Consider the following 16473-nt stretch of genomic DNA (forward strand, 5'->3'; position numbering starts at 1 on the left):
CAGCAGGCACGGAACCGGGGCACACTCGCCCGATGGGAATGCTCGACGTCCAGGCAGACCGTGTCCGCGCGGGCGCGACGGTGGAGTTCCGCCCCACCGGCACGTCCATGGTCCCGCTCGTCCGGAGCCGCCAACGCGTCCGCGTCGCCCCGGCCGACCCCGCCCTGCTCCAGCCCGGCGACATCGTGCTGGCCCGGGTCTCCGGCACGGTGTACCTGCACCTCGTCACGGCCGTGGACACCCCGCGCTGCCGGGTCCAGATCTCCAACAACCGGGGCCGCGTCAACGGCTGGACCGGCCACGACCGGGTCTTCGGCATCTGCCTCGCGGTGGACGACGTCCCCCGCCCCGGCGCGGCGGCGAAGGTCCGCGCGGCACCGGGCACCGCGGGCCCTGCCTGATCCGGAAGGCACGCCTCAGGACGTCTCCCGTGCGGAGCCCGGTCCACCCGGCCGGAGCTCGCCGATCCGCCGCAGGGCCTCCCGCAGGGCTTCGGCCAGGCGTTCGTCCTCGCGCATCTCCTGGTCACAGTCGCCGATGTACATCGGGATGCGGACCCTCTGCTCCGCCGCCGCCCGCAGGGTGGGCAGGGCCGGTGCCGCGGCCGGACCCAGGGCGCCCAGGACCTGGCAGACGTACAGGCCGAACCCGTCACGCACCGCATGGTTCAGGAAGGCGTCGAGCGACGGTCCCGTCGGCTCGTCCCCGGCGTGCAGCCACAAGGTGACGAGGAGTCGCGGGTGCGCGCGCTCCGCGTCGGCGGTCCGCTCCCGGAGCCGGGCAACGTGGTGGGGCTCCAGCCCGCCGTTGCCGGCCAGCCACTCCAGGATCCGGGCCGCCAGGGCGATGTCGCGCGGCCGGTCCCCCAGCCTGCCGAGGGTCTCCTCCGCCCGGCGGCGGTCCCCGGAGATCCGGATCAGGGCCATGGCGGTGTGCCCGGCCCGGGTGCCGGGCCCGTTCTCGGGGATCGAGTCGAGGAGCGGCAGGGCGGGGGCCGCCGCCGGCCCGATGGCTCCGAGCGTGGCGATCAGGCCGCCCGCGAGGCGGGCCGCCCGCTGATTGCGCGGGACGTCGTCCGACTGCCCGTCCGTCAGCTCCGTCAGCATCCGCACCAGCGAGGGCACGGCGGGGGCCCCCGCCGCTCCGCACGCGCTCAGGACGGCGAACACCGGTGCCGGGTGGGTGGACCCGGACTCGGACGTGTCCAGGGCCGCCACGGCCGCCGCCACCAGCGGGGCGAGGTCCGTGCCGGGTACGCCGGCCAGCCCCCGGGCGGCCTCCGCGACCTCCCCCCGGAACGCCCCCGCGCGGACGATCCGGCAGAGCTCCGGGAGGGCCCGTACGTCCCCGATCCGGGCGAGCGCCACCGTGGCCGCCCCCACCCGGCCGTGGCCCGGCTCCGCCAGCTCCTCCCGGCACAGCCAGGCGGCCTCCAGTGAGGCCCCGAGCACGCGTGCGGCCGCGGGCCCCGCCCAGGGGTCCGCAAGCAGTGGCCGCAGGTGCGGTGCCAGGGCCGCCGGGGCGGCCCGCCAGTGACGCATCGCCTCCGCCGCCAGGTCCACGGCCGCGAGCCGGGCAGCCTCCGTCGGCCGTACCGCGAGCCGGGCGACCCACGCGTAGCAGTCGCTCTCGTCGGCGGAGCTGCGCGCCTTCTGCCCCCATACGGTGCCGATCCGCCAGGCCACCCGGCTGCCGGGGCCGCCGAGCCGCGTCCCGGCGGCGTCGAGGTCCTCGAGGACGGCGTCGCCCTCGGGAGCCGGGGTGGCGCGCAGTCTGACCGCAGGATCGGCGTCGGTGCGCAGCCGCTCCGCGAGGCCTTGCCCGCCCTGTACGAGCATGGCTTCGGCGAGCGCGAGGCGGGTCACCGGGTCGAGCGCTCCGGGGTGGTCCCCGGGGCCGGTCAGGAGTTGCTCGGCGGCTGCCCGGTCCGCCTCGGCGAGCAGCCAGGCGGCCGCCCGCCGCACGGGCGGGTCAGGGTCGTTCAGCAGGGGAAGCGCGATCCGGGCCGCGGCCGTGGGGTCCTCGGCGCCGAACGCCAGATCGGTGAGCAGCCGGAGCACACGCAGTCTTACGTCGCCCCGTGCTCCGGATGCCAGGGAGGCGAGCCGCCTCGCCACGGGCCCGTCGCCGTCACGGCGTACGGCATCGAAGACCCTGGAGCGGGCCGCCCCGTAGGCGTGGCCCGTAGGGTCCTGCCCGGCTTCTTCCAGCCAGGCTTCCACACAGTCGGCCGAGCCTTCGGGACCCGGCAGTCGGGGGCTCACGGCCCCGGGCGCAGAACGCCCTTTCGCATCGTCATGCCGTGGATCTTCGCCGTGCCGCCGGCCGGGCGCAACCGGTTTCCCGCCGGTGCTCACGGCTTCTCACCGGTATCTCCCGGCCAGTTCGGCCACCGCGGTCGCGAGGGCTCGGCGCAGGTCCGGGGGGCCGAGGACCTCGGCCTCGGCGCCGAGGCGGAGCAGGTCGCCTACGGCCACCGCGTCGGACTCGACGGCGAGTTCCACCTCCACCCAGCCCTCCGCGTCGGGCGGGCCCGCGGTGGCGAGGGCGCGGACGCCCGCCGCGCCGAACCACATCGGCAGCAGGCGCCGGGCGCGCGGGGAGATCCGTACGACGGCGGTGTTCCGGCGCGTGGCCGCCTCCAGCCGGCGGGCGGACTCGGTCCAGTACGCGGTGAGTTCGAAGTCCTCGGGGCGTTCGAAGAGCTCGCCCGGGGTGTCCACGGCGAGGAACCGCCCCACCCGGTAGCTCCGCACGGCGCCCCCGGCCTCGGCCCCCACCGTGTCCGCGGCCGTGTCCGGCTCCTGCGCGGCCCGGGCGACCAGGTACCAGATGCCGCCCTTGAGGACGAGTCCGAGCGGCCACAGCTCCCGGTGGACGGCTCCGCTCCAGCGGCGGTAGTGGGTCTTCAGGACCCGCTGCTCCCACACCGCCTCGGCGATCTGCGCGAGGTGCGGTACGGGGTCGGCGTCGCGGAACCATGCCGGGGCGTCGAGGTGGAAGCGCTGCTGGATCCGGCGGGCCCGGTCGGCGAGTTCGGCGGGCAGGGCGGCCTGGAGTTTCAGCTGGGCGGCGGCGAGGTCCGCGCCGAGGCCGAGGTCCCAGGCGGGGCCGGGGGCTCCGGCGAGGAACAGGGAGCCGGCCTGGACGTCGGTGAGACCGGTGAGCCGGGTGCGGTAGCCGTCGACGAGGCGGAAGCCGCCCGCCGGCCCGCGGTCCGCGTGGACGGGGATCCCGGAGGCGCCCAGCGCCTCGACGTCCCGGTACACGGTGCGGACGGAGACCTCCAGCTCGGCGGCGAGCTCGGGGGCGGTCATCCGGCCGCGGTTCTGGAGCAGCAGGAGGAGGGAGAGGAGCCGGTCGGCGCGCATGCGGTCATTGTCCGGCGTACCTGACAGCAGATGTCAGGTACGCCGACCAGGCTGTGCACAGACGGGCCGACGGCCCGCAGGACCCGCACCACACCCGCAGTCCCCACACCAGGAGGCCCCCGTGCCCACGCCCACCACGACGCCCACGCCCGCCCCCACCGCCAACGGCTTCACCTTCAAGGAGTGGGAGGAGCACCCGGTCGGCCCGGAAGGCGTCTTCCCCCGCCTCGCCCACGCCAAGGTCACCAACGCCTTCACCGGTGCCCTCACCGCCCCCGGAACGACCTGCACCTACACCGTGGCCTACACGGGGGACACCGCCGGCACCTTCACCGGCATGGAACTGGTCACCGGCGCCGTCGACGGCCGCGAAGGCAGCTTCGTCCTGGAGGAACGCGGCACCTTCGACGCCACCGGCACCCACTGCCGCTTCACCGTGGTTCCCGGCTCGGGCACCGGCGGCCTGACCGGTCTCACCGGCTCCGGCTCCTTCGCCCACCAACACGGCGACACCTCGGTCGAGTACGTCTTCGACTACGCGTTCCCGGCCGCGGACCGGTCGGCATAGCACTGGCGGCCGGGCGCGAGAAGCGCACCGGCCGCCAGTCGGGGGAACCGCTCCGGTTACGGAGCGCCGAAGGTGAGCGTCAGCTTCGGCGAGCCCTCGTTGGCCGCGGCCTCCGAGGACCACAGCCACAGCGCGTCCGTACCGGCGCTGCTCAGCGCCAGGCTGTACGCACTGCCGAGTGCCCCGGCGACGGCGGTCTTGGCCAGGCCGGTCGTCTGCACGGCCGACCCCTCCGGGACGCCGGCGAAGCTGCCGAGCGCCGGGCCGCCGAGGGCCGGGCGGTTGGCGTAGGTGGTCCCGGCCTCCGTCCAGGAGCCGGTGACCGGGAGCACGGACACCGTGTCCGTCGTACCGGCGCCGCTCATGGTGCTGGTCTTCACGCTCAGCGTGGCCGACTTGAGCACCGTGCCGGCGGGCGCGGTGGGCAGGTTGAACCGCAGGTAGCTCGCGTAGAACGAGCTTCCGCGCACCGCGAGCGAGCCGGACGTCCCGTAGTTGGTGGACGGGGCGCCCGCGTTGGCGTACGTGTCCTCCGCCGCCTGGACCTCGGCGACCGAGTCGGCCGGGGCGGTGGCCAGGGCGTGGTGGTTCTGCACCTGGGCCGCGCTCAGGACCGTCGGGTAGACGGCGGTCTCGTCCAGCCGGCCCGCCCAGTACTCGCTGACCGGACGGTCCGGCCAGCCGCCGAGGCTGTCGCCGCCCGCGTGCCAGTAGCCGGCGAAGTTCTCGTGCGCGGTGAAGCCCAGCGTGCCCTTCTGCACTCCGTCCACGTACAGGGTCATGCCGCCGGGGCCCTGGGTCGCGACGACGTGGTGCCACTGGTTGTCGTTGTACGCGGCGGCGGTCGTGACGGTGTGGGTTCCGCCGCTGTAGACGCCGTAGACGAGCCGGCCGTCATTGGTCATGTAGATGTGCTTGTCGTACTGACTGCTGCCGCGGGCCTGGTTGTTGCCGAACCCGACGAGCTTGCCGCCCGTGGTGGTGTTCGTCCTGAACCAGGTCTCGATGCTGTAGGTGGAGCCGACGTTCTGGCGGCGGTCCCCGTACACCTGGGTGTCCGTGCCGTTGAAGCCGATGGCCGTGCTCGCGCCCGAGACCGCGCCGGGCGTCTGGCGCAGGGCGGGGGCGTTCAGGTGCACACCGCTCTGGTTGCCGTCCGAGGAGTCCGCGACGAAGGGCAGGGCCGACTCGTCGTAGCGCCAGAACAGCTGGGCCCCGTCCGCGCGGACCGCGCTCGGGTACGCGTCGGCCGAGTTCGGCACGGTCACGCTCGCCGTCGCCGACAGGGCGCTGGCGTTGCCGGCCGCGTCGGTGGCGGTCACCCGGTAGGTGTAGGACTGCCCCGCCGTGACGGTGGTGTCGGTCCAGGAGGCCTGCGGGCGGCGGAAGAACAGCGAGTCCGCCGCGACCGTGGCGATCGGCGTGGCCGAACCGTTCCGGTAGACCTTGTACGTGAGCGTGCTGTCGTCCAGGTCGAGGCTGGTGCGCCAGCGCACCTGGACCTCACCGGGCTTGAAGCTCACGGCGCTTGCCACCGGAACGCTGGGCGCACCCGTGTCCCCGGTGGAGGCGAAGCGGGTCAGGCTCTGCTGCGCCGCACCGTTGACGGTGGTGAACTCGCCGCCGACCCACAGGTACTTGACGCCGCTCTTGGCCCCGACCGCCATCACGCGCGGGCCGATGCCCTCGCCGATGCCGTCGTTGGTGTCGGGGGCCCAGCCCAGCTTGCCGGTCGCGGTGGTCGGCTGGGCGAGCAGGTGGTGGCGCTGGCCGTCCGGGTACTCGCCGATGCTGGAGCAGTCGTGCGCGTGCGAGGCGCTGTACAGCACGTCCTGGTACGGGAGCACGGCCTGGGTCGCCCCGAGGCAGGTGTCGCGCCAGCGCTGGCCGAAGTCGCTCAGGTTCAGGGCGATCCGGCCGTCGAAGACGCCTCCGCCCGTTCCCTCGTTGCCGGTGTAGAAGCCCGTCGCGTCGGTGGCGATGTCCTTGACCACCGAGTTGGTCTCGATGAACCCCGGGTAGGCCTTGGTGACGGCTCCGCTCGTCGCGTCGACGACGGCGAGGGCGTGGCTGTTCGTACCGCCCACGGTGAAGAAGTCACCGCCCAGGATCACGTGTTCGCCGTCCGGGGTGAGCTCGACGGCCCGGCCCGGCTCGTCGGCGTTCGCGGTGAACGGCTTCAGCGTGCCGTCGGCCGCGTCCACGGCGGCGAACCGCTCGCGGGGCTGGCCCGCGACGGTGAGGAAGTCGCCGCCGGCGTACACGGTGTCGCCGGTGACGGCGAGCGCCCGGACGGTGGCCGCGAAGGCGGGCCGGAAGCCGGTCTTCACGGTGCAGGTCGCCACGTCGACGGCGGCGAGGCTGGAGACCGCGGTGCCGTTGACGGCGCCGAAGTAGCCGCCCGCGTACAGGGTCGTCTTGTCCGGCGAGAGGACGAGCGCGCGGACCGTGGCGGTGCCGGAGCCCACGGTGAAGGACAGCTTGCAGGAGGTCGGGGCGCCCGTCGCGGCATCGAGCGTCGCGAAGTTCACCGCCTCCTGCGCGGTTCCGGCCGCGCCTTCCGGCGGACGCACCTCGGAGAAGGTGCCGCCGACGAAGACCTTGTCACCGGCCTCGGCGAGGGCCCAGACGACGCCGTTGGCCTGCCAGGTGGGCAGCTCGTCGGCGGTGAAGGCCACCGGCGGGGTGATGGCCGCGGCCTCTTCGACGAGGCCGAGGCCCATGGCCGTGCAGGTGCCGGCCAGGGCCAGGGTGAGAGCGGTTGCCAGCCCTCGGGATCTACGCATGAACCCCCCAGTTCAGTGAATGAAAGACCAACCACGAAAGCGGAATGGCCGGAAACCATCGTACGGACGTCCACAACCGTGGCCACGCGCACCCTAGGGGGAATCCCGCTTCCGTTCACCGCACTTGACCCATCGGATGCCAAATCGCGTCGGGTCCGCCGCCCGTCCGTCCGAAGACTGGGACGCCGGGGCCCGTTCTCCCGTTTGCCACCCCACCCGGGCCCGCGCCCCTCTACGGTGCCCTGGGGGACGGCACAGGCGCGGCCAGGAGCGCACGCCCGGGACGTACGCGGGCGCGGGCGCGGGACCGGAGGGGCGGAGCGGGATGAGCGGGATGAGCGACGAAGAAGACACGCGACTGGCGAGGATGACCCCCGACATCTCCCGCCGCACCCTGACCCTGCTGCGCGGCCTGGCCGGGCTCGAGCCGCCGGAGCAGGTGCCCGAGAAGGCGATGGACACCGCCGACGAGATCCTCGCCGAGCACGGCACCGACGGGCTCCGCGTGCTGGTCATGACCCTGGCGGCCTGGGCTACGGCCCAGATCGAGAACGTCTCCGAGCTGAGCGGGCGCACGCACGAGGCCGTCCTCGACGCCATGGAGCTGGCCTGCCTGGAGGCCGGCGCCGAAGAGTAGCCGGACGGATCCGCGGAAGTACCGGGCCACGTCTCCCGACCGTGCCTCCGGCACGCTCTCAGGCGCGCTCTCGGGCCCGCAGGGTTTGCTTCGCCGAAAATCGGACAATTCTCCGGAGACGGACCGCCCGGATTCGGTCCGGCGTCAGCGACACTGGGGGGAGCGGGGGGTCCCGATCGGAGGCCGTCGTGAGCACACCTTCCCCCATCCGGATCGCTGCCGTCCTGTCGACCGAGCATCGTGGGCGGCTGATGTCCCACGCCCGCGAGGTCAATTTCCGCGAGGGCGCCCGGATCTTCGACGAGGGCACGCGTGCGGAGTCCTTCTGGATCGTGCGCTCCGGCACGGTCACCCTGGAGATCCCGGTACCGGGCCGCCGGCCCACTCCCATCGAGAGCCTGGGCCCCGGAGAACTGGTCGGGTGGTCGTGGCTGTTCGCACCGTACGTGTGGCAGCTGGGCGCCGAGGCCATGACGCCGGTGCGGGCGTACGAGTTCGACGCCACGACCGTACGGATGCTCATGGACGCCGATCCGGCCTTCGGGTCCGCCCTCGGCCACTGGGTGGGGCGGGTCCTCGCCCTGCGGCTGCACCAGACCCGGACCCGCCTCATCGACCTGTACGCCCCGCGTCTCACCGCGAGCTGATCCGGTCGGGTTCGGGCCGATTCCGCCGACCGCTCCCCCACAGGTCAGCCACCCGGGGGCGCTGCGGTCTGCGGTCATGCGTGCGCGGTGCGTGACGAGAAGTAGAGGTGCGAACGGGCGTTCCGGTTCCGCATGGGCAAGACTCGCGTCCGTTATCCGACGCAACGACGCGAGGAGTGTTCGACATGCGATCCGTCACCAGGACCCTGGGACTGTCGTCCGCCGCCATGGGGCTCACCGCCCTCACCGCCCTGCTGGGCTCGGGCGCCGCCGGAGCCGCGCCCACCGGCGGCGACAGCCTGTACGCCCCGTCCGCGCTCGTCCTGAGCGTCACCGACGGCGACGACGCGACCGGCGGTACGGTGCTGCGCGCGGTCACCCTGGTCTGCGCGCCCCTGCCCGGCGGAACCCACCCGGCCCCGGAGGCGGCGTGCGCCGAGTTACAGGCCCACGCCCCCGAGCTGGACGCACTCGCCGAGCCGCGCCCCGACGCGGCGTGTACCAGGGAGTGGAGCCCGATGACCGTCACCGCCGAGGGCGTGTGGGAGGGCCGCCGGATGACCTACTCCTACACCCACGCGAACCCGTGCGCCCTGTGGAACAGCACCGGCACGCTCTTCTCCTTCTGAGACCGGCCCCGCTCCCGGGATCTGCTCCCGGGAGCGGCCCGCTTCCCGAGGTCAGCCCAGTTCCAGACTCGTGACCCCGTACATGCCGGTCAGGTCGAGATCCGGCTCCTGGCCCGTGTACATCCGGGCGGTCTCGAACGTCGGGGTCAGGCCCAGTCCGCCCAGCAGGGCGGCGGCGCGCGGATGGGCGTCGGGCACGTCGACGGCCACCGCGCCGTCGGGCGTCCGTTCCGCGAGCCGGAGCAGCAGGGCGGTGGCGACGGCCGGGCCGGACGCGTAGAGCGGACCGATCCGGGAGGCGCCGCTGCCCGGCCGGACGACTCCGAGCCCCTCGATCCGGCCGTCCCGGACCGCGGCGAGGGCGGTACGGCCGGGCAGTCCGACCCAAGCCGCGAGGAAGGCGTCGCGCGGGGCGGGGAAGAACCTCCGGTCGTACGCGGCGAGTTGCCCGAAGGGCAGGGTGGCCGCGTCCACGATCCGTACCCCGGGCGCGGCCTCCTCGCTTCCCGGGCCGGACGGCCCTGCCGCCCGCGGGACCCCTTCGTGGCGGACGTTGTTCCAGGCCGAACGGAAGCCGGACTTGCGGTAGTTGTGCTGCTGCTCGATCACCCCGTCCAGCCCGACCAGCCGCCCGTCGAGCCGCTCCGTCCCGGCCCTCCACAGCTGGATCCCGTACCCCTGGCCGCGGACCTCGGGGCGGGCGATGTAGAAACCGATGAAGCCGAATCCGGCTCCGTACCGGACGGCCGAGATGCAGGCGACGGGCTCCCCCCGGAGCCGTCCGACGAGGAATCCACCCGGATCGGCGACGGCGAACGCGAACCGGTCGGAGTCCCCGGGATTCCAGCCCTCCTCGTCGGCCCAGTCCCGGATGAGCGCCATGTCGGCGACGCTCGCGCCGTTGATCTCGAATCCAGCGAGTCCCGTCATGTCCGATGTTGTACCAGATCCGTCCTTGCTCAACCGCCGATCAGGAGGCGGACGAACGCCGTGCGATCGGCCTCCCGGTGCAGATCGCTCACCTGCCCGTCGCCCACCTCCACGACCCGCCAGACCCCGTCCGCGCGCAGCGCGAGGTCCGTGGTGACGAAGGCGCAGCCGAGCTCCGCGACGGCGGCCCGCACCGGTCCGAGGTCCGGCGCCGCGGCGACGGCGTACGGGCTGTCGGGGTGGGCGGTGACCAGCCGGGGCTCGCCGTCGCGCCACCAGACCCGTACCTCGCCGGCCTCGCCCTCGGCCGCCGTGAACTCCTCGAAGGCGCGCAGCACCACCCCGCCCGCCAGGTCCCCGCCCTGGAGTTCCACGAAGCGGTTGACCACGCGGTGGACGGCGGCCCGGTCCGCGAGGTCCGGGAGGTGACAGGCCTCGGCCCACTCGTGTTTGCGGGACTTGACGTAGTCCTTGACGATGCCGGCGCGCGACGGGAGGGCCTCGGCGGCATCCGCGAGCCGGGCCGGCTCCGGGGTCCTTCCCGGGGCTGTCGCCAGCCAGCGGCTGGGCGGGGTGAGTCCGGCGAACGCCTCGTACCAGCCTGGCAGTTCGTGGGCGCGCCGGTACGCGTCCGGGGTGACGTGCAGGGCGGCTCCGCGCTCGCGCAGGGCCGCGTCGAGGTCGGCGTACCGGCCCGCCGGAATCATCCAGCCCCGGTACCAGAGCGCCCCCGCACCGGCGGGGACCCCGGCCACGGCCCGGCCGGCGTCCCCGGCGAGCAGCGCGTCGTGGTCGATGAGCGCGGTGCCGCCCCCGGCGTCGCGCACCGCGCGGGCCTCCTCGGCGAAGTGGGCGTCCGCGCGGCGCCCGTTCAGCGGATCGGAGCAGTACAGGACGGTGGTCGGCATGCGGACAGCCTACGGATCTCGGCGCGGGGGCGGGGGCCGGATGCACCGGGCGACCACCGGGATGATGTGATCGCCACAGGAACCGGAATGCCGGGGAGCCGGAATGCCGGCGAGCCGGAATCGGACCCGGCCGGGAAGCGGGAGGACGTTCGTGCTCGGAACGGGTGAGCTGGTCGCGGGCTGGCGGGAGGCCGGCGTCGGCGAGGGCATGACGTTGATGGTGCACGCCTCGCTGTCCGCGCTGGGACGGGTGGACGGCGGCGCCGCGACGGTGGTGGCGAGCCTGCGCGAGGCCGTGGGCCCGGCGGGGACGGTGGCCGTCCCGGCGTTCACCTGGGAGGTTGCCGATCCCGACCCCGAGCACGTGGGCGCGCCGGACCCGGCGGTCGCGGCACGCCGGGCCGCGGTGCCGCTGTTCCACCCGGGACTGCCGGTCACGCGTGCGCTCGGCGCCGTACCGGAGGCCCTGCGGTCCCTGCCCGACAGCCTGCGCAGCGGACACCCGCAGGCTTCGGTGGCGGCGGTGGGCGCCCGTGCGGCGGACGTCACGGCGGGGCAGTCGCTGGGCTTCGCCCTGGGCCGGACCTCTCCGTTCGGCCGGCTGCACGACCTCGACGCGCACATCCTGCTGATCGGCGTCGGCCACAACCGGAACTCGTTCCTGCACTACGTCGAGTCCCTGGTGCCCCGGCCCCGGCTGCGGGTACGGCGGTTCCCGATGGAGGTGGCCGGCGAGCGGGTCTGGGTCGAGACCCCGGACGTGGGCAACGACAACGACACCCACTTCCCGGTCCTGGGCGCCGATTTCGAACGCCACGCGGGCATCCGGGAGTCGAAGGTGGGGGACGCGGTCTGCCGCCTCCTGCCGGTGGCCGGCCTCGTGGACTTCGCGGTGCCGCGCCTTCAAGAGCTCCTGGACACGGCGGCCGGCGCACGGGCGCACGCGTCGGGCTGAGCGAAACCCTGTGGAGGAGACCGCTCCCGCTCCCTAGGCTCGGCGCATGGGAAAGCCGCTCGTCGCAGTGTTCAGTGGGGCCGGGATGTCCACCGATTCGGGAATTCCCGACTATCGGGGGCCGCAGGGACTGTGGCGCCGGGAGCCCGACGCCGAAAAGCTCGTGACCTACGCGTCCTACATGGCCGATCCGGACATCCGGCGCCGGTCCTGGCTGATGCGCGCCGAGATCGGCGCCCTGGAGCCGCGGCCGAACGCCGCGCACCTCGCCGTCGCCGATCTGGAGCGTGCGGGGATCCCGCTGCGGGTGATCACGCAGAACGTGGACGGGCTGCACCAGCTCGCCGGGACCCCCGCGCGGAAGGTGTTCGAACTGCACGGCACGGCGCGGGCGGTGGTGTGCACGGTCTGCCGTGCCCGTACCGGTATGGACGAGGCGCTGGCCCGGGTCGCCGCCGGGGAGCCCGATCCGGCCTGCCTGGCGTGTGGCGGGATCCTGAAGGCGGCGACCGTGATGTTCGGGGAGCGGCTGGACCCCGAGGTGCTGGCGCGGGCGGTCGCGGTCGCCAAGGGGTGCCAGGTCTTCGTGGCGGTGGGCTCGACGCTCCAGGTTCACCCCGCGGCCTCGCTGGCCGGGATGGCCGCGGAGGCCGGGGCCCGCCTGATCATCATGAACGCCGAGGAGACCCCGTACGACTCCCTCGCCGACGAGGTGATCCGGGAGCCCATCGGGACGGCGCTGCCCGCCCTGCTGGCGCGGATCGCCTCGGACGGCGCGCGCCGCTAGCTGCGAGGGTGCCCGGCAGCCGGTGTCGGGCACCCGCCGGCCCGCCCCGGACCGGCTCAGCCCGCGTCCGCCGCCCGCCGCATCTCCGCCACGTCGAGCTTCTTCATCTTCATCATCGCCGCCGACGCCCGGGCGGCCCGCCCCGGGTCGGGATCGGAGATCAGCTCGATCGCCCCGGCCGGGATGACCTGCCAGGACAGCCCGAACTTGTCCTTGACCCAGCCGCAGGCGGACTCCGCACCGCCGTCGGCGGTCAGCGCCTCGTAGTAGTAGTCCGCCTCGGCGTCGTCGGCGCAGTTGATCTGGAAGGAGACGGCCTCGGTGAAGGGGAACTGCGGGCCGCCGTTGAGGCCGACGAACTTCTGGCCGTTGATCTCGAACTCGACGACCATGACCTCGCCCGCGACGCCGGGGCTCCCCTCCGGGTAGTAGCCCACGCGGCCGCGCTCGCCGTCCTTGAAGACGGACAGGTAGTAGTCGGCGGCGGCCTCCGCCGCGCCGTCGAACCACAGACACGTGGTGAAGGGGTTGCTCGCCATGACTGCCTCCGGAGTGTGCGGCGGGGCGGGGAATCCGTCCCGCACATACAGACCGGCCCCGGCCCCGAAACTCATCGGTGGGGCCGGGGCCGGTCCGTATCCGGTCCGCACTTCACTCCCGCGGGCTACATCTCGAGCATGCGATCGACGATCCGGCGGGCTGCCTGCCCGTCGTCCAGGTCGCAGAACTCCTCACGGAACGCCGCCCGCGCCTGCGCGTACCGCGTGCCCACCTCGTCCGCGTTCCGTACGGCCTCGATCAGGCTCGCCGAATCCCTGAGCAGCGGGCCCGGGGCCTTCTTCTCCAGGTCGAAGCTGAAGCCGCGGAGGGTGTCGCGGTAGTGCTCCAGGTCGTACGTGAAGAGCAGGACCGGCCGGTCGGTGTGCGCGAAGTCGAAGATCGCGGAGGAGTAGTCCGAGATCAGCACGTCGGCGACGAGCAGCAGGTCGGTGGCGTCGGGCCAGTGCGACACGTCGACGACGAACCCGTCGCGGACGCCTTCGCGCACCTGCTCGGTGACCTTGTGGTGGCTGCGGATCAGCAGGACGTGGTCCTCGCCGAGCTCGCGCCGGGCCGCGTCCAGGTCGATCCGCTGGTCGAGCTTGTAGCCCGAGGTGAGCGTCCAGCCCTCGAGGTTCTCCCGCCACGTGGGCATGTAGAGGACGACCTTCTTGCCCTCCGGCAGGCCGAGCCGCCGGCGGACCTCCGCGATCCGCTCCGCGTCGGGGCGCACCAGCGCGTCCGTGCGCGGGCTGCCCGACTCGACGACCTCGCCCTCGTAGCCGAGCGCCCGCTTCAGTACCGGGGTGGCGTACGAGCCCGGGGAGGCGAGCAGGGACCACTGCGCGCTGTCGTGCTCCAGCGCCTCCAGCACCTCGGGGCTGGTGTAGTAGTCGTGCGTGAAGTCGTAGCCGATCTGCTTCAGCGGCGTACCGTGCCACGTCTGCACGACGGTCTGGCCGGGGCGGCGGCGGAAGGCGAGCGGCACGCTGTCGTTGACCACGTAGTACCGGGCCCGCGCGAGCAGTTCCCAGAATTCGAGGCTGTCGTACTGGACCGCGCGCGCGGTCTCCGGGACCTCGGCGCGGCCGTCGCGCACCAGCCAGACGTGTTCGAGCTTCTCGCCGCGCCGCAGGAGTTCCTCGTGGACGGCGCGGGGCGAGTCGCCGGCGCCGTGCCCCTGGAAGGCGTCGTAGAGCACGACGTCCTTGAGCGGGAGGGCCCTCTGTGCCGGGTACGTGACATCGCGCGCGACCCGCTGCGCGTAGCGCGAGCGGTCGTGCGGGCTGAGCATCGGGTCGGCGACCAGCACGACGCGGTCGTAGAGGCGCGATTCGACGCGCATCCGGCGGCCCAGGGCCGTGACGGCGTGGGGTCCCGAGTACAGGGCGGTCGGGGAGAACTGCAGCGGGACGCCCCGGTCCACGCCGAGCAGGCTCGCCGTGGCTCCGCCCTGGGAGGCCGGGCGCAGCGTGGGCCACCAGCGGCCCTGCGGCAGCGGGACGCGGCCGGCGCGGTTCTCGGGGAACGCCGGCTCGAAGGAGGCTTCGAAGGCATCCCCGTCGCGGGTGACGGGGTAGCTGAACTCCACGCCGGCCGCGTTGTGCAGGACCAGTTCGTAGGGCTCGTCCAGGGGGGCGGCGAACCGGCCCCGGAGCGTCAGGGCACCGTTCCCGGCCTCGACGGTGTCGACCAGCGGAGGGGAGGGCTGGATCGAGAGGATGAGGTGTCCGGTGGTGTGGCGCTTGGCGAAGAGGGCCCGGCCGGGCTCCCCGTCGGGCAGCGGGACGACCAGTCCGGTGAACCCTGCACGCTCGTCGAGCACCAGGCGGCGTTCGGCGCCGTCGGCGCCGATCACGGTCAGGCTCCACGGCTTCGGGGACCACTGGCCGGGCACGCCCGGGGCGGCGGGGACGTCGGCCAGACCGGCCAGCGGAAGCCGCACGGTGAAGGGGATCCGGCCGCCCTCACCGGCGGGAGCGGTCTCCAGCGGAAGGTTGAGCGTGGCCCTGCTGGAGGCGTGCACCGCGCGCAGGGTGGCTCCGGCGCCGACCTCGGCGGCGAGCTCGCCCGACACCTCGATGTCGTCACCGTCCAGGCGGACGTCCAGGGCGCGGGCGCGGACGATCTCGACCTGGACGCTGAAGAGACCGCCGGTGCTCGGCACGAGACGTACGTCCGGGGCGACCCAGTGCGCGGGCGGGTTCTGTCCGCTGTCGTGCTCGCCGTGCGAGAGCCGCTCGCGGTGCAGACCGCCGGCGCCGGTGGCGATGACGGAGCCGGTCCACACGCCTTCGTTCCACTGGCCGCCCGTCTGGAAGGCGGTGGCGTCGATGACGGCGCTGAATCCGGCCCAGTCGGCATGGCGCAGGGTGAGGTGCGGGGAGTTCGCCGTGGCGAGGGGCGAGGCGACCGTGCGGGTGGTGACCACGGCCCGGCGGGGCTTGCTCTTGCCCTTGCGCTTGCCCTGTTCGCGGAAGACCAGCATCTTGCGGGAGCCGAGGCGGCTCTCGGCGCCCAGCAGTCCGGGTACGGCGTAGCCGCGCAACAGCAGCTTGCCGTCGGCCCATTGGGCCTGCTCCACGCGGCTGATGACGTGTCGTTCGCTCGGGCCGACGGCGAGGACCTTCGCGGGGACCGGCGCCTTGAGGAAGGGGAAGTCGGCCTGCGGGCGGGCCAGTCCCTTGACCGGCACGCTGTGGTGGAACGCGCGCTGGTGCCGGACGAGGGCCACGAACTCCTCGATCCGGCCCTGCTCCGCGAGGTAGGCCTTCAGACGGTCCCCGATCGGCAGGTCGGGCCAGGTTCCGGTGCCCATCTCCCGGACGAGGCCGCCGACTTCCTTGGCGAAGGCGGCACGGTAGTCGGCGCCGCCTTCGGGAACGAACTTGTAGAGGAGCTGGAGTTCCTCGGTCAGCAGGTTGCGGTCGTAGTCGCGCAGGTGACGGGCGTGGGCGGCGTCCTGCTTGCGCTGGAGGGCCTCGCGGACCAGTCGGATGGAGGTGACCCGGTCGATGACCGAGGCCGGGTCGGTGGTCCGCTGGGTGATGGAGCGCTCACCGGTTTCCCGGACGCGCCAGTGGTAGACGCACTCGCCGATGACGTCGACGCTCTTGGCGAGGTAGTGGGCGGGGATGGAGACGGGGGCGTCCTCGTAGAGGATGCCTTCCGGGTACTGGAAGGCATGCTCGTCCCAGAAGCTGCGCCGGTAGACCTTGTTCCACGCGGTGCGGTCGGTGACCAGCGCCGGGAACTTCGAGACGTGGGTCTTCAGCCGGGTCGATGCGAAGGCGACCCGGTGTCCCCAGGCCTGCTGCATGCCGACGGAGCGGAAGCGCTTGACGTTGCCGGCCGCGAAGTCGGAGCCGGTCTTGTCGAGGGCGTCGATCATGCGCTGGTAGGCGTTCGGCGGCAGGGTGTCGTCGCTGTCGACGAAGGCCAGGAACTCGCTGTCCGGGCTGATGTGCCGGGCGCCGGCGTTGCGGGCCGCGCCGAGTCCGGCGTTCTTCTGGAGGACCAGCCGGAAGCGATCGTCCCGGTCCACGAAGGCCTGAGCCAGTGCCGCGCTGCCGTCGGTGGATCCGTCGTCGAGGAGGACGACTTCGAAGTCACCGAAAGTCTGTGCCGCGATGGACTCCAGGCACTCGTCGAGGTAGAGCTCGACGTTGTAGACGGGCACGACGATGCTCAGACGCGGTGGCATGGGTGGCGGCTT

Annotated in this window: 14 protein-coding genes; 7 read left to right on the forward strand and 7 right to left on the reverse strand. The window is 73.5% G+C overall.

Features of this window, described 5'->3' with window-relative positions; translation table 11 throughout:
- Window positions 1–32 precede the first annotated feature (32 nt).
- Window positions 33–401 (forward strand): S26 family signal peptidase, encoded by a 369-nt coding sequence (locus OG435_RS05880; RefSeq protein ID WP_266875734.1) that lies wholly within the window; start codon window positions 33–35, stop codon window positions 399–401.
- A gap of 15 nt (window positions 402–416) precedes the next feature.
- Here OG435_RS05880 and OG435_RS05885 read toward each other — a convergent pair whose 3' ends face one another.
- Both OG435_RS05885 and OG435_RS05890 read right to left on the reverse strand, forming a co-directional pair.
- A complete protein-coding gene (locus OG435_RS05885) occupies window positions 417–2264 on the reverse strand; it encodes a HEAT repeat domain-containing protein (protein ID WP_266875735.1) in 1848 nt (615 codons plus the stop codon).
- Between the two features lie 99 nt (window positions 2265–2363).
- The gene (locus OG435_RS05890) at window positions 2364–3371 is read right to left on the reverse strand and encodes a helix-turn-helix transcriptional regulator (RefSeq protein WP_266875736.1); all 1008 of its coding nucleotides are present in this window, start codon (window positions 3369–3371) and stop codon (window positions 2364–2366) included.
- A gap of 121 nt (window positions 3372–3492) precedes the next feature.
- On the opposite strand from OG435_RS05890, the gene OG435_RS05895 reads away from it, so the two are divergent.
- Window positions 3493–3939: a DUF3224 domain-containing protein gene (locus tag OG435_RS05895; RefSeq protein WP_266875737.1), complete on the forward strand. Its 447-nt coding sequence runs from the start codon at window positions 3493–3495 to the stop codon at window positions 3937–3939.
- Window positions 3940–3995: 56 nt separating this feature from the next.
- Here OG435_RS05895 and OG435_RS05900 read toward each other — a convergent pair whose 3' ends face one another.
- On the reverse strand, window positions 3996–6725 hold the full coding sequence (locus OG435_RS05900) for a DNRLRE domain-containing protein (RefSeq protein WP_266875738.1): 2730 nt from the start codon (window positions 6723–6725) through the stop codon (window positions 3996–3998).
- Window positions 6726–7059: 334 nt separating this feature from the next.
- On the opposite strand from OG435_RS05900, the gene OG435_RS05905 reads away from it, so the two are divergent.
- The 3 genes from OG435_RS05905 to OG435_RS05915 all read left to right on the forward strand — a co-directional run bounded on the left by OG435_RS05905 (window position 7060) and on the right by OG435_RS05915 (window position 8638).
- Window positions 7060–7362, forward strand: coding sequence for a hypothetical protein (locus OG435_RS05905; protein WP_266875739.1), 303 nt, complete (start codon window positions 7060–7062; stop codon window positions 7360–7362).
- Window positions 7363–7550: 188 nt separating this feature from the next.
- Window positions 7551–8009, forward strand: coding sequence for a Crp/Fnr family transcriptional regulator (locus OG435_RS05910; RefSeq protein ID WP_266875740.1), 459 nt, complete (start codon window positions 7551–7553; stop codon window positions 8007–8009).
- Window positions 8010–8194: 185 nt separating this feature from the next.
- Entirely contained in the window at window positions 8195–8638 is a 444-nt protein-coding gene (locus tag OG435_RS05915) for a subtilase-type protease inhibitor (protein ID WP_266875741.1), read from the forward strand.
- 51 nt (window positions 8639–8689) lie between these two features.
- Here OG435_RS05915 and OG435_RS05920 read toward each other — a convergent pair whose 3' ends face one another.
- Both OG435_RS05920 and OG435_RS05925 read right to left on the reverse strand, forming a co-directional pair.
- Window positions 8690–9568, reverse strand: coding sequence for a GNAT family N-acetyltransferase (locus tag OG435_RS05920; protein WP_266875742.1), 879 nt, complete (start codon window positions 9566–9568; stop codon window positions 8690–8692).
- Window positions 9569–9597: 29 nt separating this feature from the next.
- A complete protein-coding gene (locus OG435_RS05925) occupies window positions 9598–10476 on the reverse strand; it encodes an ATP-grasp domain-containing protein (protein WP_266875743.1) in 879 nt (292 codons plus the stop codon).
- A 151-nt stretch (window positions 10477–10627) separates the two neighbouring features.
- Between OG435_RS05925 and OG435_RS05930 the strand changes: the two genes are divergently transcribed.
- Together OG435_RS05930 and OG435_RS05935 are read left to right on the forward strand one after the other, a co-directional pair.
- Window positions 10628–11431 (forward strand): aminoglycoside N(3)-acetyltransferase, encoded by an 804-nt coding sequence (locus OG435_RS05930; RefSeq protein ID WP_266875744.1) that lies wholly within the window; start codon window positions 10628–10630, stop codon window positions 11429–11431.
- Window positions 11432–11477: 46 nt separating this feature from the next.
- The gene (locus OG435_RS05935; RefSeq protein WP_266875745.1) at window positions 11478–12218 is read left to right on the forward strand and encodes an SIR2 family NAD-dependent protein deacylase; all 741 of its coding nucleotides are present in this window, start codon (window positions 11478–11480) and stop codon (window positions 12216–12218) included.
- A gap of 56 nt (window positions 12219–12274) precedes the next feature.
- On the opposite strand, the gene OG435_RS05940 is transcribed toward OG435_RS05935, so the two are convergent.
- Together OG435_RS05940 and OG435_RS05945 are read right to left on the reverse strand one after the other, a co-directional pair.
- Window positions 12275–12757: a VOC family protein gene (locus OG435_RS05940; protein WP_266875746.1), complete on the reverse strand. Its 483-nt coding sequence runs from the start codon at window positions 12755–12757 to the stop codon at window positions 12275–12277.
- Between the two features lie 125 nt (window positions 12758–12882).
- Window positions 12883–16461: a bifunctional glycosyltransferase/CDP-glycerol:glycerophosphate glycerophosphotransferase gene (locus OG435_RS05945; protein ID WP_266875747.1), complete on the reverse strand. Its 3579-nt coding sequence runs from the start codon at window positions 16459–16461 to the stop codon at window positions 12883–12885.
- Between the last annotated feature and the right edge of the window lie 12 nt (window positions 16462–16473).

It is taken from the genome of Streptomyces sp. NBC_01264 (assembly GCF_026340675.1).
Lineage (GTDB): Bacteria > Actinomycetota > Actinomycetes > Streptomycetales > Streptomycetaceae > Streptomyces.